Raw genomic sequence first — 20069 nt, 5'->3', positions numbered from 1 at the left:
GAACTGCGAACCAAAGCCGGGCGCCGGTTGCTGCGCTGTGTGTCGCTTGGCGCCGCGATCCTGGCGTGGCAACTGCTCACCACGCACCAGGTGACTTTCTGGATCCGGTTCGGGAACCTGCCCTCGGCCGGCGCCGTCGCCACGGACTTCCGGCACCAGTTGGGCACTGCGGTCTACTACCAGGACATAGCCGCCAGCCTGCTGCGGATCCTGGGCGGATTCCTGATCGCCGGGCTCGCCGGGATCGGCACGGGCATCGCGCTGGCCCGCTCGCGATTCGCCGAGGACATCCTCGGGCCGCTGCTCGAGGTCGTGCGCCCGATCCCGGCGATCGCGCTGGTGCCGATCGCGATCCTCGCCTTCCCGAGCAACGAGCAGGGCATGGTGTTCATCACCGCGACCGCGGCGTTCTTCCCCATCCTGGTCTCGACCCGGCACGCCGTGCGGGCCCTGCCGACGGTCGTGGAAGACGCGGTGCGCACCCTCGGTGCCGGACGCTGGACGGTGCTGCGCCGGGTGGTGCTGCCCGGTGCGCTGCCCGGAGTCTTCGGCGGCCTGTCGGTCGGCATGGGAGTCGCCTGGATCTGCGTCATCTCCGCGGAGATGATCTCGGGCCAGTACGGAATCGGATACCGCACCTGGGAGGCGTACACGGTGGTCGACTATCCCTCTGTGGTCGTCGGCATGCTCACGATCGGCCTGCTCGGCGGCGCCACCGCCGCGGCGGTCGAACTGGCCGGCCGGCGGGTCACCGGGTGGCTGCCGCGCGGGACGGAGGGGTCGCGATGAGCACGTCATCGCTCGCGGGCGTCGGCTTCGGCTCCGATCCCGGCTCGGGCGCGGGCTCGCCTTCGGCTGCGGGTCCGGGCTCGGGCTGCGAGATCCGGCTGCACGACGTCGTCCTCGGATACCGGCGCCGCGCCGTGCTCGGTGGCGTGGACGGTGTGGATCTAGTAGTCAGCGCCGGTGAGATCCTTACCGTGGTCGGCCCGTCCGGCTGCGGCAAGTCGACGCTGCTGCGCGGTCTGGCCGGACTGCTGCCCACCCTTCGAGGCCGGATCAGTGTGGGCGGCGTGCCGGTCACCGGGCCCGGGTCCGACCGGGCGATGGTCTTCCAGGACGACGCGCTGCTGCCGTGGCTCGACGTGCGGCGCAACATCGAGTTCCCGCTGGCCGTGCGGCAGGTGCCCAGAGCCGAACGCAAGGCGAGAGCCGAGGAGTGGATCACTCGGGTGGGCCTGGACGGCTTCGACAGGCATCTGCCCGGCCGCTTGTCCGGCGGGATGCGGCAGCGGGTGCAGTTGGCCCGCGCGCTGATCGGTGCCCCTCCGGTGGTGTTGATGGACGAGCCGTTCGGCGCGCTGGACCCGGCGACGCGGGCCGCGATGCGCGCGCTGCTCGTGGACGTGTGGCGGCAGGGCGGCCCGACCGTGGTGTTCGTGACACACGACGTCGACGAGGCGCTGGAGATCGGCGACCGGGTGATCGTCCTCGGACGTGCCGGGATCGACACCGTCATCCCGGTACAGCGTCCCCGCGACGCGACGGCTTCCCGCGAAGGCCAGCGTGCCCGGGTTCTCACAGCCTTGATGAACAGCGCGGGGGCGCCCGCGATGCCCGTGGTGGCAGCGGACGCCGAGGACCTGACGGCAGCGGCGGCGACAGCGGCAACGGCAACGAATCCGACAGAGGTGGCCTCGTGATGCAGATTCCCGCGGTGGACGAGGCGACCCAGCTCGACTGCGATGTCCTGGTGATCGGCGGGGGGACCGCCGGCACCATGGCGGCGCTGACCGCGGCCGGAGCCGGCGCCTCGGTGCTGGTCCTGGAGAAGGCGCACGTGCGCCACTCCGGGGCGCTCGCGATGGGCATGGACGGGGTGAACAACGCGGTCATCCCCGGCAAGGCCAACCCGCGGGAGTACGTCGCCGACGTCACCCGCGCCAACGACGGGATCGTGAATCAGAACACGATCCACCAGACGGCGACCCGCGGGTTCGCGATGGTGCAGCGGCTCGAGAAGTACGGGGTCAAGTTCGAGAAGGACGAGCACGGCGAGTACGCCGTCCGCAAGGTGCACCGCTCCGGAAGCTACGTGCTGCCCATGCCCGAGGGCAAGGACGTGAAGAAGGTCCTGTACCGGGTGATGCGCGAGCGCTCGATGCGGGAGCGGATCCGGATCGAGAACCGCGTCATGCCCGTCAGGGTCCTCACAGAGGGCGGCAGGGCGGTCGGGGCGGCCGGTTTCGACACCCGCAGCGGCGCGTTCGTCACGGTCCGCGCCGGCGCGGTCATCCTGGCGACCGGGCCCTGCGGCCGGCTCGGCCTGCCGGCCAGCGGATACCTGTACGGCACCTACGAGAATCCGACGAATGCCGGCGACGGATACTCGATGGCGTATCACGCCGGCGCCGAGTTGAGCGGCATCGAGTGTTTCCAGATCAACCCTCTCATCAAGGACTACAACGGTCCCGCGTGCGCGTATGTGGCCAACCCGTTCGGCGGCTATCAGGTCAACGCCCTCGGCGAGCGGTTCGTGGACTGCGACTACTGGTCCGGCACGATGATGGCGGAGGTGGCCAGAGAGGTCGATTCGGCGCGGGGTCCGGTGTATCTCAGGACCACGCATCTTCCGGAGCACACGATCAGTGCGCTGGAAGGGATTCTGCACACCACCGAGCGGCCGACCCGCGGTACCTTCCACGCCAACCGCGGCCACGACTACCGGTCGCATGACGTCGAGATGCACATCTCGGAGATCGGGTTGTGCGGCGGGCACTCCGCGTCCGGCGTGTGGGTGGACGAGAACGCCGCCACGACCGTGCCCGGGCTCTACGCGGCAGGCGACCTGGCTTGCGTTCCGCACAACTACATGATCGGCGCGTTCGTGTTCGGCGACCTCGCCGGCGCTCATGCCGCCGAACGGGTCAAGACAGAGGGACGCTTCGACGGTCCGCTTCCCGCCGACCAGATCCAAGCCGCGCACGACCTCGTCTACCGGCCGCTGCGCCATTCGGGCGGACCGCCTCAGCCGCAGGTGGAGTACAAGCTGCGGCGTTTCGTGAACGACTATGTCGCACCGCCCAAGACCGGCCGCAAGCTCGCGATCGCGGTCGAGTCCTTCGAGCGCATGGCGGGCGAGGTCGCCGCGATGGGGGCGCGCACGCCGCACGAGTTGATGCGCTGCGCCGAGGTCTCGTTCATCCTCGACTGCGCGCTGATGGCCGCGAAGTCTTCGCTGGTGCGGACTGAGAGCCGCTGGGGTCTCTACCATGACCGGGCCGACCTGCCCGAACGCGACGACGTGGACTGGTTCGCCCATCTCAACCTGCGCAAGGGTGACGAGGGCGAGATGGAGTTCCTGCGGCGGCCGGTCGCACCGTACCTGGTGCCGGTGGAGGAGTTCGAGCCGCCGGTCGGCCGCGACGTGGAGTATCTCGGGCCGTTGATGGCGGACCCCGGACTCGGCCGGGCCGGCGGCCTCGCGCCGGCCGCGGACGGCGTCGCTCGCGGTGCGGGTGCCGGTGTGGGTGCGGGTGCGGGTGCGGTTCCCGGCGCCAGTGCTAGTGCCGGTGCCAGTGCGGGCGCCGTTCCCAGCGCTGACGACTCAGCGCATTCGCGCATTCTCAGGCTGCTGACTCTCACCGAGCAGGACTCCTCGGTGGACTGGCTGCCCGAATTCCTCGACGATCCGGCTCCGGATGTACGTCGCGCGGCGATAGGCGTGCTCACCGAGGCGGCGCCGCCCGAAGCCGGCCCGCTGCTGGTGCGGCTCCTCAGCGATACCGACGAGGAGGTCCGACGGGCCGCGGCGGCGGGGCTCGTCGAGCTCGTCGAGGTTTTGGTGCCCGACTCGCGGTTGCGCGACGGACTCACAGCCGCCGCGCGGCTGCCCACTGATCTGGCTCGCGCCACGGCTGTGGATCTGTTGCGTGCACTGCGGCTCGGCGATCCAAGGCTGTTCGCTGACGCGCTCGGCGACGAGTCCGCCGCCGTCCGGGCTGCCGGCGTCCGGGCACTGGTCTCCCTGGACGAACACGTTCTGGCCACCGGCGCGGCGGCCGACCCGGATCGCGAAGTCCGGATCGCCGTGGCCCGCGGTCTCACCTCATCGCGCCCCGCGGACCTGACCGAAGCCACTGACTGCTTGCTCACGCTGACCAAGGACCCTGATCCACTGGTTCGGGCCGCGGCTCTGGAGGCGGCGGCCGAACTGGGCGTCGTCACACTGCTCGACGCGCCGGTTCTCGCAGCATCGGCCGCCGACCCGGTCTGGCAGGTCCGCAAGGGCGCCGCGCTCGCCCTCGGCGCGGCTGCTGCGACCGCCGGATCTGCACCAGGTTCAACGCCAAGCCTTGCGGCCGAATCCTTGGACCGGGAACAGTTTCGCAGCACTCTGATCAGCCTGAGCCGGGACCCGAACGCGGACGTACGCCGCGCCGCAGTCCTCGGTCTGCTCCGGCTCGACCACGGTGATCCCGCCGTCGCCGAAGCCCTCGCGGTCTCCCGCACCGACTCCGACGCCGACGTCCGCGCGTACGCAGCCGCCGGCTCGCGCCACGCGTGACCGCCTGGCGGACGACGCTGGCAGATAACACCGGCAGATGACACCTCCCGCGCCTGCGCGGGCGCGGGAGGGAAACAGGGCGCTCATGACTTTTGTGTGCGTGGCGGGGCGGAGGCGGGTGCGGTTGGTTGGTGGGTTTTTATAAGCTTTTTACGTCTTCGAGCATGGTTTGATGGCCTCGCAGGGGGCGCAGTTCGGGGGTGGGTGTCCGCGTGGCGTTGGCGGCCGGCGGTGGTGGAGCGACACGACCACGCGCAGGTCCGAGTCACTGCGCATGCGTTGGGGCTGGCGGCTGCCTGCCGCGTTTGAGGGGCACCTGAAGTCAACGTCAAGGGCAGGCGCCTCCGGCGGGGGCACTCTGCAACGGGGGGGTCGGGCTGGGTCGGGCTGGTCGGCGGCGGTCTGAGTGTTGGTCGCCTTTGTCCCGGATCCCTCGCCGCTGTCGTCGCCGTAGACGGAATCATTGCGGCCTGGCGGAATCAAGTCGGATCGCAATTGCTGGGGTCCATTTTCGTTCGACTTGACACCGCCAGTCCACAATGATTGGCAGAGCCCGCCGACAGCGACGAGGGATCCGGGACAACACCCCTGTGGGGAGGAGGTCCCCGACCTATCGCGCAACACTTACTCCGCGCTGAGATGCCAGTCCGACCGCAATGCTTGTGAAAAGCACCGCAGCCTTTTCCTGAGATGTCGGCGATTCGACGAAGCAGTCAAGCCCAGCGTTTCTCGACCACAGTAAAAGCGATGCGACTTTACACCGCCAGGCCGAAATGATTCCGTCTACGGCGACGACGCGACGGGGAATCCGGGACTGAGGCGACCACAAGCAGCGTCCGGCAGCAGACAGCGCGGCGCCCCCTCCCCGGAGCGAGGTAGCGCGCCGCGAAGGCGCCGCCGGAGGCCCTGCCCTTGACATTGGCTTCAGGCGCCCACCAAACGCGGCCGCCACCCGCCAGCCCCAACGCGTGCGCAGTGACTCGGACCGGCGCACGGTCGTGGACACTAACAACCGCCGGCCGCCGACGCTACTCAGATACCTGCCACCGAACTGCGCCCCTGAGAGGCCACCCACACATCAGCCAGGGGCGCCGAAAAAAGGTCCGAACTCGGCTACACGAGCCTGAAGTCAGGCACGGCGCCGACGGGCGGAGTCGGTGACCGACGGCGGGTTATATCCGGCATCGCGTGCGGACAGGGTGACGCCCGGGGGCACGATCTTGTCGATCTCGTCGAGGACGTCCGGTGCCAACCGCAGGGATGCCGCGTCGAGCTGTCCTTCGAGCTGCTCGAACGTGCGGGGGCCGATGATCGGCGCCGTGACGGCCGGGTGCTCCAGCACGAACGCCAGCGCCAGGTGGACCAGTGAGATGCCTGCTTCCTCGGCGAGGAGGGCCAGGGCTTCGACCGCCTGGAGTTTGTCGGCGTTGGCCGGGTCGCCGATCTCGAAGCGGCCCTGCTGGGCGCCGCGGCTGGTCTCGGGCTGCGCTGCGCCGACGCGGAACTTGCCGGTCAACCAGCCTCCGGCCAGGGGGCTCCAGGGGATCACCGCGAGTCCGTATTTCTGCGCGACCGGCAGGACCTCGCGCTCGATGCCGCGGGCGAGGACCGAGTACGGGGGTTGTTCGGCCACCACCCGCTCCCGGCCGCGCTTCTCGGCCACCCACTGGGCCTCCACGATGCCGGACGGCTCGAAGGTCGAGGTGCCGATGTAGCGGATCTTGCCCTGGTGGACGAGATCGGACAGCGCGCCGAGGGTTTCGTCGATGTCGGTGTCGTCCTCGGGACGGTGCACCTGGTACAGGTCGATGTGGTCGGTCTGGAGACGCGCGAGCGATTCCTCGACCGCCTTGACGATCCACCGGCGGGAGTTGCCGAAGCGGTTGGCGTCCTCCCCCATCCGGCCGTGGAACTTCGTGGCCAGGAAGACGCTGTCGCGGCGGCCGGCCAGGGCCTTGCCGACGATCGTCTCGGACTCGCCCTGGCTGTACACGTCCGCGGTGTCGACCAGGTTGATCCCGGCGTCCAGGGCCCGGTGGACGATCCGGATGCTGTCGTCGTGATCCGGGTTGCCGCGGGGTCCGAACATCATCGTGCCCAGCGCGAGCGCGCTGACCTTGACGCCGGTACGTCCGAACGGACGCAGGGGGATGCTCATCGATTCTCTCCTTGGGCTTGCGAAGACTGGGCTGGCGAAGACTCGGCTTGCGAAGACTGGGCTTGCGACAACACGTCGATGTCAGCGGTGGGACCGGTGCTCTGGAACGCCTGCCACAGCCGCGCGTAGGGCCCGTCGGCCTGAAGCAGCTCGGAATGCGGACCGGCCTCGAGCACCCGGCCGTGGCCGAGCACCACGATCCGGTCGGCGGCCATGGCGGTGGTGAGCCGGTGGGCGACCACGATGGTGGTGCGACGGCGGGTCAGCGCGGCGGTCGCGAGGGCGACCCGGCGCTCGGTGGCCAGGTCCAGGGAGGCGGTGGCCTCGTCGAGCAGCAGGATGTCGGGGTCGACGAGCTCGGCGCGGGCCAGCGCCAGCAGCTGCCGCTGCCCCGCCGAGAGCGTCCGGCCGCGCTCCCCGACGTCGGTGCGGTACCCGTGGGGCAGCCCGGCGACCATCTCGTGCGCGCCGACCGCCCGGGCCGCGGCCTCCACCGCGGTGTCGGTGGCGTCGGGCCGGCCGTAGGCGATCGCGTCGCGCACGGTGCCGCCGGAGATGTGCGACTCCTGCGGCACGATGCCCAGCCGGTGCCGGAACCGGCCGAGGTCGTAGTCGCGCACATCGACGCCGTCGACGCGCACCGCCCCGGAGGTGGGATCGTAGAACCGGGCGACCAGCTTGACGATCGTCGACTTGCCGGCGCCGGTGGTCCCGACCAGGGCGACGGTCTCGCCGGCGGCGATCCGGAAGCTGATGCCGTGCAACACCTCGCGCGGCTCGGCGCCGTCGGCCTCGGTCCGATAACCGAAGCCCACGTCGTCGAACTCGATCTCCCCTGCCAACTCCGACGCCGTGACCGGGTCCGGAGACGCCGGCGTCGCAGAGGGCGTACGCATCAACGCCCGCAGCCGTCCCAGCCCGACCACAGCCTGCTGATAGCCGTCGAAGACTTGGGAGAGCTGCTGGATCGGCGAGAAGAAGAGGTCGACGCAGAGCAGAAACGCGATCAACGTCCCGGCAGTGAGCGCCCCGGAACGCACTTGGCGCGCACCCACGAAAAGCACGGCCGCACTGGCGACGACGCTGAGAAACTCCACGAAGGGGAAGAACGTCGCCATCAACCGCTGCGCGTACAGCCGCGAGTCGCGAAACGCCCAAGCCCGCACGGCGAAGGCCCGGTGGTTGTACGCCTCGCGCCCGAACGCCTGCGTGACCCGGATCAGTGTCACGTTCTCCTGCAGATCGGCGTTGACCGCGCTGACCTTCTCCCGGGCGTCCAGGTACGCCGGCACCGACCGCCGCCGGAAGACCGCGGTCGCGGCGGCCAGCACCGGTAGGGCGGCCACCAGCACCAACGCCAGCCCGGCGTTGATGACCAGCAGCGCGATCAGGACACCGAACACCGTGAGCACGCTGACCACCAGCGTCGCCAGCCCGGTCTGCAGGAAGTTCGACAGCGAGTCCACGTCCGTCGTCATCCGGGTCATGATCCGCCCGGCCTGCTCCCGCTCGTAGTAGTCGAGCCCGAGCCGCTGCAGCTGGGCGAAGGTCTTGACCCGCAACGTGTAGAGCAGCCGCTCACCGGTACGGCCGGTGACGCGGACCTGGCACACCCCGGCGATCCAGTCGGCCAGGACGATCGCGGCCGCCACCAGGGAGACCAGCAGCAGCGCGCGCTCGGACCCGCGCGCGATACCGGAGTCGACGCCGTGCCGGACCAGGACCGGCACGGCGATCTCGGCGGCCGCGTCCAGGGCGACCAGGATCAGTCCGAGCAGCAGGGCGCCGCGGAAGGGCCGGATCAACGAGGCGAGCCCGAAGTGGGGATCGGCGGACCGCGCCTGGTCGGAGCGGATGTCAGGATCCTGGTCGATCAGCGGTACCTGCTCCAGATGCGCGAGCATCTGCGGGGTCGGCGGCGCCGATCCGAGGACGCCGCCGCCCAGCGCGCCCCGGCCGCCGCCGTGGCCGGCACCGGCGGCGCGCGCCGCGAAAGCCTGCGCGACCCGCAGCCCGACCGCTTCGCCGGCCTCGGCGTCGTCGGCAGGCCGCTGCCACAGCGCTTCGGTGATCCCGCCCGGCCGGTAGGGACCGGCCGCTTCGGCGGCGTCGATGTCGAGCTCGCCGGGTGCGGGCTCGCCGGAGAGCAGCGCCCGATAGACCGCGCTGCGTTCCTGGAGCTCGGCCGCGGTCCCGATGTCGACGACCCGGCCGCCGTCCAGGACGGCGATCCGGTCAGCCAGCTCCAGTGTCGAGGCGCGGTGAGCGATGATCAGCGTGGTGCGCTGCTGGGTGACCCCGTGCAGACCGGCGTGGATCTCCTTCTCCACGCGCGCGTCGATCGCCGAGGTGGCGTCGTCCAGGATCAGCACGGCCGGATCGCGCAGGATCGCCCTGGCCAGCGCGATCCGTTGCCGCTGCCCTCCGGACAGGGTCAGGCCCTGCTCGCCGACGACGGTGTCGTAGCCGTCCGGCAGGGTGTCGATGAACTCGTCCGCGCGGGCGACGCGGGCCGCGGCGCGGATCCGCTCGATCGGGGCGTCCGGTTCGGCGAAGGCGATGTTCGCCCCGATGGTGCCCGCGACCAGGTGGCTGTCCTCGAAGACGAACCCCAGGCGGGAGCGCAACGACGCCAACCGCAGGTCCCGTACGTCGACACCGCCGATGCGGACCGAACCTTCCCCGGGGTCGTAGAAGCGCGGGATGAGGTAGGCCGCCGTCGACTTGCCGGAACCGGCGGCGCCGACAAGCGCGAGGGTCTCGCCGGGCTCCACCCGCAGCGAGAAGCCGTTCAGCAGCGGCCTGCCGCCTTGCTCACCGTGCCCGTAGACGACGCCGTCCCACTCCAGCGCGAGAGGAACGTCCGGCAGGTCCGCGGCGTCCGGGCGGTCCGCGATACCGGGTGTGACATCGACGATGTCCAGCACCCGCTCGACGCCGGCGCGCGCCTGCTGCCACACAGTCAGCAGCGTGGCGACCTGGCGGACCGGGTTCACGAAGGAGCTCAGGTAGGTGGTGAACGCCAGAAAGGTGCCGAGCGTGATGTCGCCGCGCAGCGCCAGCCACCCGCCGAGCGCCAGCACGGCGACCTGGCCCAGCGGGGGCACGGCCTGCAGGGCCGGGTTGTAGCGGCTGGTCAGCCGCGCCACCCGCACCCGGGAGGAGAACAGCCGGCGCGCCCGGGTTTCGAGCTCGCGGATCTCGCGCTCCTCCTGCCCGAAGCCCTTGACCACGCGGACGCCGGTCACGGCCTCCTCGACACCGGTGGCGACCTCGGCCGCCTCCTGCTGCGCGTGCCAGTTGGCAGGGAACAGGTCCTTGCGGCTATGCCGGGCGATGGCGTACAGCGCGGGTGCCACCACCAGAGCCACGAGCGTCAGGACCGGCGAGAGCACGGCCATGAAGACCAGCGAGACGAAGAACATCAGGAAGTTGCCGGTCATGTTCGGCAACATCTGGAGCAGCTGCTGGATGAGGGTGATGTCCGAGATCGACCGGCTCACCACCTGGCCGGTGCGCAGTTCGTCCTGGTAGCCGCCGCCGAGGCGCAGCAGGGCGGCCAGGGCGTCGTTGCGCAGGTCGTACTGCACGCCGAGAGAGAGCCGGCCGGAGCAGTAGCGACGCAGGAAGCTGCCGGCGAACCGCAGCAGTCCCAGCCCGGCCAGGACCAGCAGCCACGGCGTCATCCGCAGCGAGCGGTCGTCGACGCCGTCGACGATGTGACGCAGCACCAGCGGCAGCACCGCGGTCGCGATGGCGGCTACGAGCGCGGCTCCGTACGCGGCGACCAGGTCCGTGCGGTGCCTCAGACAGTAGCCGGCCAGCCGTCGCAGCCATCTGGCATCGGGCGGCTCGCCGCCGCTGGGCGCTGTCTTCTCGGAGCTGACGAGGGCTGCGGTCACGAAGCGGTACCCACCCGTCGGTCGACCACATCGTGGATCCGGTTGGCCGGGCGCGCCAGTCCGTAGCGTTCGCGCAGCGTGGCGCCTTCGTACTCCGTGCGGAACAGGCCGCGTTCTTGAAGGATCGGGACGACCTTGTCGACGAACGCCTCCAGCCCGGAGGGGAGGACGGCCGGCATGATGTTGAAGCCGTCGGCGGCGCCGTTCTCGAAGTAGTGCTGGAGGGTGTCGGCGATCTGCACCGGGGTTCCGGTGAAGGTGCGGTGGCCGCGGCCGCCGCCGAGGCGGGCGATCAGTTGGCGCACGGTCAGGTTCTCCCGCCGGGCCAGGTCGACGATGAGCGTGTACCGGCTCTTGGCGTCCTCGATCTCGTCCTCCTTCGGCAGCAGGTGCAGCGGCAGCGGCTGGTCCAGGTCGAGGGCGTCCGGGTCCAGCTTGAAACGGGCGGCGAGGTTGCGCTTCTGGTGTTCGGGGTCGATCAGCCGCTCCAGGTGGTCCTCGATCTCGCGGGCCTCGGCTTCGGTGTCGCCGATGACCGGCACGATGCCGGGCAGGATCTTGATGCTTTCGGGGTCGCGTCCGTGCGCGGCCGTCCGGGCCTTCAGGTCGGAGTAGAAGGCCTGCGAATCCTCCAGCGTCTGCTGCGCGGTGAACACCGCCTCGGCCCAGGCCGCGGCGAACTCCTTGCCGTCCTGCGAGGAACCGGCCTGGACCAGCAGCGGCCAGCCCTGGGGCGGGCGCGGCGAGTTCAGCGGACCGTCGACGCGGAAGAACCGGCCGCGGTGGTTGATCGCGCGCACCTTCTCCCGCAGGGTGTGGACGCCGGCCTCCTTGTCGGCGACCGTCGCGTCGTCGGCCCAGCTGTCCCACAGCTTGGTGACGACGTCGAGGAACTCATCGGCCCGGTCGTACCGCTCCTTGTGCAGCGGCACGTCGTCCAGGCCGAAGTTGCGGGCGGCGTCGGCGCCGGCCGTGGTGACGATGTTCCAGCCCACCCGGCCGCGGGAGGCGATGTCCACCGAGGCGAAGCGCCGGGCCAGGTTGAACGGCTCGTTGTACGAGGTGGACGCGGTGGCGATCAGCCCGATGTGCTCGGTGGCGCCGGCGATGACGGTCAGCAGCACGGTCGGTTCGAGCTTGCCTGGCGGACGCCGCGTGGGATCGTGGCCCTGAGCCGGGCTGTCGGCGAAGAAGATCGAGTCCAGCTTGCCGCGCTCGGCGATCCGCGCCACGCGCTTGTAGTACTCGACGTCCCAGACCGCGTACGGATCGGACTCCGGCAGCCGCCACGACGCCTCGTGATGCCCGGTGTCCATGAGGAACGCGTTGAGATGGAGCTTCTTGCCGGTCTTGTCTGTGCTCATGGAGAAGCGTGTCTCTTTCAGGAAGCCCGGCGCGTGCCGGGAGCGATGAAGTCGGAGCCGAGGTGCTCGCCGGTGGCGCCCAGCGCGTCGAGCAACCGCTGGCGCAGCACGGCGAAGCCCGGGTCCGCCGCAGACCTCTGCTCCAGGTCGATCCGCAGGTCGGTGGCGACGATCCCGTCGTCGAGCAGGATCACCCGGTCGGCGAGCACGATCGCCTCATCGACGTCGTGGGTCACCAGCAGCACCGCCGGCTGGTGCGCCTGGCACAGCTTGCGCAGCAGCCGGTGCATCTGGGCGCGGGTGAGTGCGTCGAGCGCGCCGAAAGGCTCGTCGGCCAGCAGCAGCCGCGGTTCGCGGACCAGCGAGCGGGCCAGCGCGGCGCGTTGCTGCTGGCCGCCGGACAGCTCGGCCGGCCAGGCCTGCTCCCGGCCGGCGAGGCCGACCTCCGCCAGCGCCCGCAGCCCGCGCTCGACGGCGTCCCTGCCTTCCAGGCCGAGCGTCACATTGGCCAGCAGCCGCTTCCACGGCAGCAGCCGGGAGTCCTGGAAGACCACCGACACCTGCTCGGGAACCGTTATGCGGCCATAGCCCTCGACGTCCCGGTCGAGCCCGGCCAGCGCGCGCAGCAACGTGGTCTTGCCGCTGCCGGAGCGCCCGATCAGCGCGACGAACTCCCCCGGCGCGATGTCCAGGTCCAGACCGTTGAGCACGCCGCCGGACCGGTTGAAGCTGCGGTACAGGCCGCGGACCGCGACCCCGGCCGGAGCGGTGGTCAGCCCTCCAACGTCCGTCGCCATGACAGTGCCTTCCTTTCCACCAGACGGACGGCGGCGTCGGCGAGGAAACCGTAGAAGCCGTACAGGACCAGGCCGACGACGATGACCGAGGTCTGGCCGTACTCCTGGGCCAGCGTCATCATGTGGCCGATGCCGGACAGCGAGTTGTACTGCTCCACGACGACCAGACCGAGCATCGCGGCGGTCACCGCGAAGCGCAGGCCCAGCAGGAAGCCGGGGAGCGCGCCGGGCAGCACCACGTGCCGCAGGAACGTGCCGCGCCGGATGTCCAGGGTCTCGGCGAGCTCGGCGTAGCGGCCGTCGATCCCGCGCAGCCCGTTGTGGGTGTTGATGTAGATCGGGATCATCGAGATCAGCCCGATCGTGATGATCTTCATCTGCTCGCCGATGCCGAACCAGGCCACGAACAGCGGGATCAGCGCCAGGGTCGGGATGGCGCGCTTGATCTGGATCGGACCGTCGATGACCGCCTCGCCGAGCCGGGACAGGCCGGAGGCCAGGGCGAGCAGGAAGCCCGCCGCCGTTCCCAGCGCCAGCCCGTACCCGGCGCGCCGCAGCGAGGCTGTGATGTTGCCGAGCAGATCGTGGTGGGTCCACTGGTCGCCGAACTCCTTGGCCACGTCCCAGGGCGCGGTGAGCACCTGCGGGGTGATGAAGCCGGTCAGCGACCCGACCACCCACACGGTCACCAGCAGCGCCGGGCCGATCCAGAAGGCGAAGCGGATCCGGGGACCCGGTCCGAGCCGGCGGCGCACGACGCGGACGTCTTCGCGCGCCGGCTCGTCCCCGGCCAGGACGGCCCGGTCCAGCGCGGTGCTGGTCATGACGCGCCTCCCGTGACCACGTTCGAGCCCGCCGCCGCGGCCTCCACGCCGGCGAAGCGGGTGTCGACGATCGTGGAGACGTCGAACTTCGCGTTGCCCTGATCGGCGGCGAGAAGGTCGGCGGTCGCCTGGAGCCGGGCGTCGGCGTCCGTCCACGTCGCCGGGATGCCGGCCAGACCCTTCACTTGGACCGCGTGCTGCGCGTCGGCGGCGCTCAGGCCCTGGTTCTGCTCGTAGTAGAGCTTTGCCCACTGGTCCGGGTGGGCGTTCTCCCACAGCAGCGCCTTGGTACGGACGGCTACGTACTCCTGCAGGGCGGCGGCCTTGGCCGTGTCCTTGACCGACGAGGTGAGGCAGTACAGCGTCGAGGCGTCGTCCCGGATGCCGGTGGTGATCGCCGAGGAACCCGGGTACTGCTTCAGGTACGTCACGATCGTGCTGGTGCCCAGGGGCGCGACGTCCACCGCGTGGCTGCCCAGCGCCTGGTTGTAGGTGCTCGCCGTGCTGGGCAGGTCCACGAGCGTGACGTCGTTCTTGGTGAGCCCGGCCTTCTGCAGCACCCGCAGGACCAGCGCGCCCTGGGCCTGCCCGGGGCTGTAGGCGATCTTCTTGCCCTTCAGGTCCGCCAGTGTCTTGACGTCCTTGCCCGGCGCGACGCCGAGTTTGTAGACCGGGTGCGCGAGCGGGTCGACGGTCACCGACTGGAAGACGATCTGCGTCGACGTGCCGGTCCAGTGCGCGAACAGCGAGGGGATGTCGGCGACCGCGCTGCAGTCGAGCTGGTTGCCCCGGAACGCCTTGATGCTGTCCGGGCCGCCGCTGATGTTGGCCCACTTGACGGTGACGCCGTCGGCGGCGAGCTCTTTGTCCAAGCCGGCGGCCTGGATCGCGATCTGCACCGCCGGGTCGCCGATGCGCAGGACCGTGCCGGAGGGCACGGTGGAGGGCAGAGCGGCTGTCAGCGCCAGCGCGGGATGGCTGGAGGAGCCGCAGGCTGTCAGTCCGCCGACGGTCGCGATCGCGGTCAGGAGCGCGGCGGTGCGGCGGAGCGCGGAGGCGCGGTCGGCCAGGTGTCTCGGCCTCATAAAGTCATCCATCCATATAGGTTCAGTGTGGTATCGGGCAAAAAAAAGAGACCGCCCGGCATCAGACCGCGACCGGCTCCCGCAGACGCGAGATCAGCGCGTCGCCCACCCGGGCGGTCTCTTGCTTGTACGGGGTGTCCGACAAGATGAAGTGGCTGATGCCGAGGTCGGCGTACTTGCGCAGGGCCGCCGCGACCTGGTCGGCCGAGCCGACCAGCCAGGTCGTGCCGGCGCCGCCGCCGCCGTACCGGCCGGGAGTCGTGAACAGGCAGTCGTCGAGAACGTCGCCGCGCCCTGCCAGATCGAGCAGCCGCTGCTGTCCGACCGCGGACTTCCAGGTGCGCGGGACCCCGGTGCGCTCGGCGAGCTTGACGACCTTCTCCTGCGCGGCACGCCAGGCTTCCTCCGGCGTGTCCCGGACCAGCGTGGTGATCCGGAGTCCGAACTCCAACGGCTTCAGGTCCCGGTCCAGGTCGCGGCTCAGTGCTTTGAGCCGGTCGATGCGCTCGGCGATGTCCTCCAGCGGCTCGCCCCAGAACAGCTGGACGTCGGCTTCGGTCGCCGAGACCCGCTCCGCCGCCGCCGAGGCGCCGCCGAAGTACAGGCGCGGTCCGCCGTCGAGAAGCCGCGGCACGACGGTGGAGTCGCTCACCCGGAAGTACTCGCCGTCGAAGGTCACGTTCTCCTCGGTCCACAGCCGCCGGGCGATCCGCATGAACTCCTTCGTCCGGGCGTAGCGCTGCGCCTGGTCGCCCTCGGCGTCGCCGTACGCGGCGAGGTTGTCCTGGCCGCTGACGATGTTGACCAGCAGCCGGCCGCCCGACAGATGCGAGAGTGTCGCCGCCGAGCTCGCGAAGTGTGCGGGCTGCCAATAGCCGGGCCGGATCGCCGCCAGCGGCTTGAACGTGGTCGTCCGGGCGGCGACCGCGGTGGCGACGGTGAAGGTGTCGGGGCGTCCCCACCCGGTGCCGAACAGGGCGCCGGACCAGCCGTGGGCCTCGGCCGTGGTAGCCAGATCGAGGGTGAAGTCGAGCGTGCCCCAGCCGTCGGCGGTGTCATCGCCGCGGTGGCCCGGTTCGATGGTGTTGGGGACGTACCAGAGGAGTTCCATGAGTCCTTCTTCGGCGATCGCGAGGTGATCAGGCGGCGAGAGTGCGGAAGCCGCTGCGGTGGAAGACCAGCGGCTGGCCCTCGGCGGCCGCCGCCCTGGCGTGGACGCGCAGCAGGACGACGGTGTGGTCCCCCGCCTCGACCTCGCGGTAGATGCTGGTGTTGAAATGGGCCAGACCGTCCTCGAGGAATCCGGATCCCTCAGCGGTGCGGGCGAGCGGGATCCCGGCGAACCGCGAGCCGACCGGTCCGGCCAACTGCCGGGCGAACCCGCGGTGCTGGTCGGCCAGGACGGTGATGCCCAGGTGGGTGGCGCCCCGCAGCTCCGGCCACGTCTTGGAGCCGTTGGCGATCGAGACCGACACCAGCGGCGGGTCCAGACTCACCGAGGTGAAGGAACTGGCCGCGAGGCCGACCGGCTCGCCGTCCACGAAGGCGACGAGGGCGACGACCCCGGACGGGAAGACGCCGAAGACTTCGCGCAGACCCTCGGGCGAAAGGTCCTGATTGGTGGTGAACAGCGTCACGTCCGGCCCGCCTCAGGACACGACGACGGCGCTGTCGGCCAGGAACGGCCGGCCGGCGAGGAGTTCGGATTCCCGTCCGTCGACACCCACCGGACGGTCGCCGATGAGGGTGACGCGGTGCAGCGTGCGCCGGACGTCCAGATGGTCCAGGTCTGTGGGAGCCAGGTGGGCGGTGGCGCGGTTGTCCCAGAACGCGACGTCGCCGGCGCGCCAGCGGAAGCGCACGGTGTATTCGGGCCGGGTGAGGTGCTCGTAGAACAGGTCCAGGACGCGGCGGGACTCCACCGCGCTCAGCCCGACGATGTGGTCGGTGAACCCGGGGTTGACGAACAGCACCCGCTCCCCGGTCTCGGGATGCACCCGCACCACCGGGTGCTCGGCGATCAGCAGGTTGGCGTTGACCCGCTCGGCCCGCTTGGACTCCTCCTCGGCCGGGATCCGGAAGCGGTGCACCGCCCGCAGCGACTCGGCCAGCCGCTGCAACGGCGCGCTGAGTCCTTCGTAGGCGGCGGCCAGGTTCGTCCACTGGGTGTCGCCGCCGAACTCCGGCACCGCCTCGGCGCGCAGGATGGAGCCCGCCGGCGGGTTGACCGCCGCGGTGACGTCGGTGTGCCACCCCGAGAAGTACGAGTACTGACGCTTGCGGTACTCCTGCCGGAAGTCCTCGCCGTACTTCTGCGCGTAGCGGTCCGGATCGATGGTCAGGATCTGCGGGAACTGCTCCGGCGGCGCGTCCTCGTGCGGGTGGGCGTGGGTGAGCTCGCCGAACTGCCGCGCGAAGGCGATCTGCGAACCGTGGTCGAGGCGCTGCGCGCGGAAGAAGACGACCTTGTGCTCCAACAGCGCGGCACGGATCGCCGCCACGGTGTGCTCCTCGAGCGGTTCGGCGAGATCGATCCCGCTGATCTCGGCACCGATCCGGCCGGCGACACGGGAGATGGTGAGCTGGTTTTCTGGCATGGCGACAGGGACCTTTCAGCAGGCGTCAAGGGTGGCGCGGGCACGCCGGAACGCACATGACGCTGAGGACGGAAGGCGATTCAGAGGCGAACGGGCAACGCGTTCCGCGGGCTCGATTCAGAGCCCTGCAACAAACGCCGGAAGCGAGGGCCGCGGCGGCACAGAGCGACCGCGGACGGGAGAACTACCGAGAAGCCGGACAGACGGCACTCGCCTGCCGCCGAAGGTCGACGTGCAGGCGGGCCACAAGGTGCGCGCCGGAGGTCATGCATACACCATCGCAGCGGCATACCCGCACGTCAACACATAGCTATTTCATCCCTGCTGAAATAAAGCAGCCGCCGCCGAAGAGAAGGTGGTCGCGGGAGTGTGTCTTGGTCCGTGAGACGCCGCACTGCCGACAATGGGCAGCCGTCGCGGCTGAGAAGTCCCTATCCGCCTCACGGGGAGACCGGTGAACGCAGCGCGGCGAGCACCGGGCGCCGCGCGGCGGCGAGCCAGGGCTCATAGGCGGCCGGGTCGTCGTAGGAGGTGTCGAGCAGATACAGAGCGCGGGTGGGCAGCACCGCGCTCAGTTCGGCCAGCACCGGCTTGAGGAACACCTCGGGCGCCATCGCGTGGCCCGGCCCAGCGCCGAGCATCAACGGCACGGCGACCACGCCGGCCAGCGCGTCGGCCCGGAAGCGGTCGAGGAACACCTTGAGCAGGCCGGTATACGAAGCCTTGTACGTCGGACTGGCGACCACCAGCAGGTCGAGGTCGGTGACACCGGCCACGGCCGCGGCGGTGGCGGCGTCGGACCAGTCCAGCAGGCCGGCGTATTCGGCCAGGTCGACAGTCAGGTCCGGAGCCCGTCCCGCAAGGCGCTCGGCCAGGTGGACCGCGGCCTGGTAGGTGCGCGAGGCGGGTTTGGGGTTGCCCACCACGACGCCGACCCGGAGGTTCGCGGGCAGCGGCAGGGCAGAGCCGGGTTCAGGTGTCTGAGTCATCAGATTCTCCATGAGGCAGCGGGAGGCGGCGGCCGACACGGCAGGGCGGACGATTGATCGGATTGATCGCGCCGGCGGTGTGGCACGCTCGGGGCAGTTACAGACGAGCGCTGATATACGACACGCTGTCGGCCCGCGCCCGACAGGTTCGTCTCTGTCGGCGAACGCTAGGCAGGGTGGCGCAGGGCTGTCAATCGCCGTCCGCCGCCCGAACTCGCCACGCCGCCGCGCGTGGACACGGGAATAATCGCCGCTACGCCCCATGTTCGGGGCGACATGCCCTCTCAAGCGGCCGGTCTCAGAGCACGGCTGTATGTCGACCTGTGCCGCCAGGCGACCGCGCTGTGTCCGCCTGCCGGACCGCGCGTCTCGGCCTGACCCCGGCGCGCGATGGGAACAGTCCCCACCCAGCCGCGCGCCCGGAGGCAGCATCCTGTGAAACCCGTCATCGGCGACCACCCAGACACCGCGTCCCACGCCGCCGTCGCGAGCCGGGACACCCGGACGGCGGCGGTCGGCCGGCGGGCGGCGAGCGCCGGCGGGATCCTGCGCACCGTGCTCGGCCACGGGCCCGCCGCGCGCAGTACCATCGGCCGCCTGACCGGCTTGTCCCCGGCCTCGATGACCGGGTACTGCACCGAGCTGATCGGGCTCGGTCTGCTGCGCGACCTTCCGGACCAGACGCAGTCGAACGGCTTGGGCCGCCCGCACCTGCCGGTCGACATCGACACCGCCCGCCATGTGGTCGGCGCCGTCCACATCGCGGTCCCGCACGTCACCGTCGCGGTGCTCGACCTGCGCGGCCGGGTCCTGGCCAGCCGCCGGATCCCGCACCTGGCCCGCTCGGCGGACAGCACGGTTCGGCACGCCGCGCGGTGCCTGCTCGAGCTGCTGCGCCAGGACGGCGCGGGCGCCGCGCCGCTCGGCATCGGCGTGGCCTGCGGCGGCTGGGTGGACCAGGAGACCGGCGTCGTCGTGGAACACACGATGCTCGGCTGGAGCCAGGTGCGGATCCGCGATCTGCTCCGCGAGCACACCGGCCTGCCGGTCTACGTGGACGGACACTCGCGGGCCCTGCTGCACGGCGAACGGCTCTTCGGAGCGGCCCGCGGCGCCGAAAGCGTGCTGCACCTGTTCGTTGGGAACGTGGTCGAAGCGGCCTTCGCCCTCGGCGACGCCGCCCACTACGGTCCGCGCTCCCAAGCCGGCGCCATCGCGCACCTCCGGCTCGCGGACAGCACCGAACACTGCCCCTGCGGCCGCACCGGCTGCTTCCAAGCCGCGGTCTCCGAACGCACCGTCACCGCTCGCGCCGTCGAGAGCGGCGTCGTCCCCGTCCACGACTTCCCCGCCCTGCTCACCGCGGCCCGCACCGGCCACCGGGCGGCCCTCGACCTGCTGGTCGAGCGCGCCCGCCTGGTTGGACAGGGCGCCGCGATGCTGATCGACGTGTTCGACCCCGAACTCGTGGTCGTGGCCGAGCAGGCGGTCACGACCCTGCCGTCCGCACTTGCGGCCTTGCGGGCCGAAGTGGCCGCCAGCTCCCGAACCCGCATCGACGCGGCATCCGCCGTGGTGCCCTCCAGCTTCGCGGGGAACACCCTCGCCATCGCGGGCGGCTCGGTGATCCTGAACGCGCTCTACCGCGACCCGCTCGCTGTCGCGCCGCGCCGGTCGGGGCGGTGACGGCGCGGTGGGGGTGCGGTGCTGCTCCACCGACCTTGTGCGACCTCATCAGTACGGTGGCTTCTTTCGGCGCTGCTGACTGATGTGTGGGTGGTGCGGT

Annotated in this window: 15 protein-coding genes; 4 read left to right on the top strand and 11 right to left on the bottom strand. The window is 70.7% G+C overall.

Translation table 11 applies throughout. The features are described from left to right. The first annotated feature begins 3 nt into the window (after positions 1-3). The 3 genes from CACI_RS18820 to CACI_RS18810 are packed head-to-tail and all read left to right on the top strand — an operon-like array spanning position 4 to position 4567. Positions 4-789: an ABC transporter permease gene (locus CACI_RS18820; RefSeq protein WP_041541992.1), complete on the top strand. Its 786-nt coding sequence runs from the start codon at positions 4-6 to the stop codon at positions 787-789. Then, positions 786-1703 carry an ABC transporter ATP-binding protein gene (locus tag CACI_RS18815; protein WP_015792417.1) on the top strand — a complete coding sequence of 306 codons (918 nt, stop codon included), beginning with the start codon at positions 786-788 and terminating at the stop codon, positions 1701-1703. Before CACI_RS18820 ends, CACI_RS18815 begins: the two co-directional genes overlap by 4 nt. Beyond that, a complete protein-coding gene (locus tag CACI_RS18810) occupies positions 1703-4567 on the top strand; it encodes a fumarate reductase/succinate dehydrogenase flavoprotein subunit (RefSeq protein ID WP_015792416.1) in 2865 nt (954 codons plus the stop codon). Before CACI_RS18815 ends, CACI_RS18810 begins: the two co-directional genes overlap by 1 nt. Positions 4568-5696: 1129 nt before the next feature. Here the strand turns inward: CACI_RS18810 and CACI_RS18805 are convergent. The 11 genes from CACI_RS18805 to CACI_RS18760 all read right to left on the bottom strand — a co-directional run bounded on the left by CACI_RS18805 (position 5697) and on the right by CACI_RS18760 (position 18283). After that, positions 5697-6725 (bottom strand): aldo/keto reductase, encoded by a 1029-nt coding sequence (locus tag CACI_RS18805; protein WP_015792415.1) that lies wholly within the window; start codon positions 6723-6725, stop codon positions 5697-5699. Continuing rightward, positions 6722-10627, bottom strand: a complete 3906-nt coding sequence (locus CACI_RS18800; RefSeq protein WP_015792414.1) for an ABC transporter ATP-binding protein — start codon at positions 10625-10627, stop codon at positions 6722-6724. The genes CACI_RS18805 and CACI_RS18800 overlap by 4 nt, the downstream gene beginning before the upstream one ends. Beyond that, on the bottom strand, positions 10624-11991 hold the full coding sequence (locus tag CACI_RS18795) for an LLM class flavin-dependent oxidoreductase (RefSeq protein WP_015792413.1): 1368 nt from the start codon (positions 11989-11991) through the stop codon (positions 10624-10626). The genes CACI_RS18800 and CACI_RS18795 overlap by 4 nt, the downstream gene beginning before the upstream one ends. 17 nt (positions 11992-12008) lie before the next feature. After that, entirely contained in the window at positions 12009-12788 is a 780-nt protein-coding gene (locus tag CACI_RS18790; protein ID WP_015792412.1) for an ABC transporter ATP-binding protein, read from the bottom strand. Beyond that, positions 12764-13612 (bottom strand): ABC transporter permease, encoded by an 849-nt coding sequence (locus CACI_RS18785; protein WP_015792411.1) that lies wholly within the window; start codon positions 13610-13612, stop codon positions 12764-12766. Before CACI_RS18785 ends, CACI_RS18790 begins: the two co-directional genes overlap by 25 nt. Continuing rightward, complete coding sequence (locus CACI_RS18780) at positions 13609-14697, bottom strand: ABC transporter substrate-binding protein (protein WP_015792410.1); 1089 nt, start codon at positions 14695-14697, stop codon at positions 13609-13611. Before CACI_RS18780 ends, CACI_RS18785 begins: the two co-directional genes overlap by 4 nt. A 61-nt stretch (positions 14698-14758) precedes the next feature. Next, a complete protein-coding gene (locus CACI_RS18775; protein ID WP_015792409.1) occupies positions 14759-15808 on the bottom strand; it encodes an LLM class flavin-dependent oxidoreductase in 1050 nt (349 codons plus the stop codon). A 28-nt stretch (positions 15809-15836) separates the two neighbouring features. Then, on the bottom strand, positions 15837-16334 hold the full coding sequence (locus CACI_RS18770; protein ID WP_015792408.1) for a flavin reductase family protein: 498 nt from the start codon (positions 16332-16334) through the stop codon (positions 15837-15839). Between the two features lie 12 nt (positions 16335-16346). Continuing rightward, entirely contained in the window at positions 16347-17294 is a 948-nt protein-coding gene (locus CACI_RS18765) for a TauD/TfdA dioxygenase family protein (protein WP_015792407.1), read from the bottom strand. A gap of 184 nt (positions 17295-17478) precedes the next feature. Further along, the gene (locus tag CACI_RS54235; protein ID WP_143765864.1) at positions 17479-17562 is read right to left on the bottom strand and encodes a putative leader peptide; all 84 of its coding nucleotides are present in this window, start codon (positions 17560-17562) and stop codon (positions 17479-17481) included. Between the two features lie 172 nt (positions 17563-17734). Next, positions 17735-18283, bottom strand: a complete 549-nt coding sequence (locus tag CACI_RS18760; protein ID WP_015792406.1) for an NADPH-dependent FMN reductase — start codon at positions 18281-18283, stop codon at positions 17735-17737. Positions 18284-18718: 435 nt separating this feature from the next. On the opposite strand from CACI_RS18760, the gene CACI_RS18755 reads away from it, so the two are divergent. Next, on the top strand, positions 18719-19969 hold the full coding sequence (locus CACI_RS18755; RefSeq protein WP_015792405.1) for an ROK family protein: 1251 nt from the start codon (positions 18719-18721) through the stop codon (positions 19967-19969). The last annotated feature ends 100 nt before the right edge of the window (positions 19970-20069 follow it).

Origin of the sequence: Catenulispora acidiphila DSM 44928, assembly GCF_000024025.1 — a bacterium.
Lineage (GTDB): Bacteria > Actinomycetota > Actinomycetes > Streptomycetales > Catenulisporaceae > Catenulispora > Catenulispora acidiphila.
The sequence above is the reverse complement of the archived record's forward strand: the minus strand, read 5'-3'. Positions and strand labels throughout refer to the sequence as shown.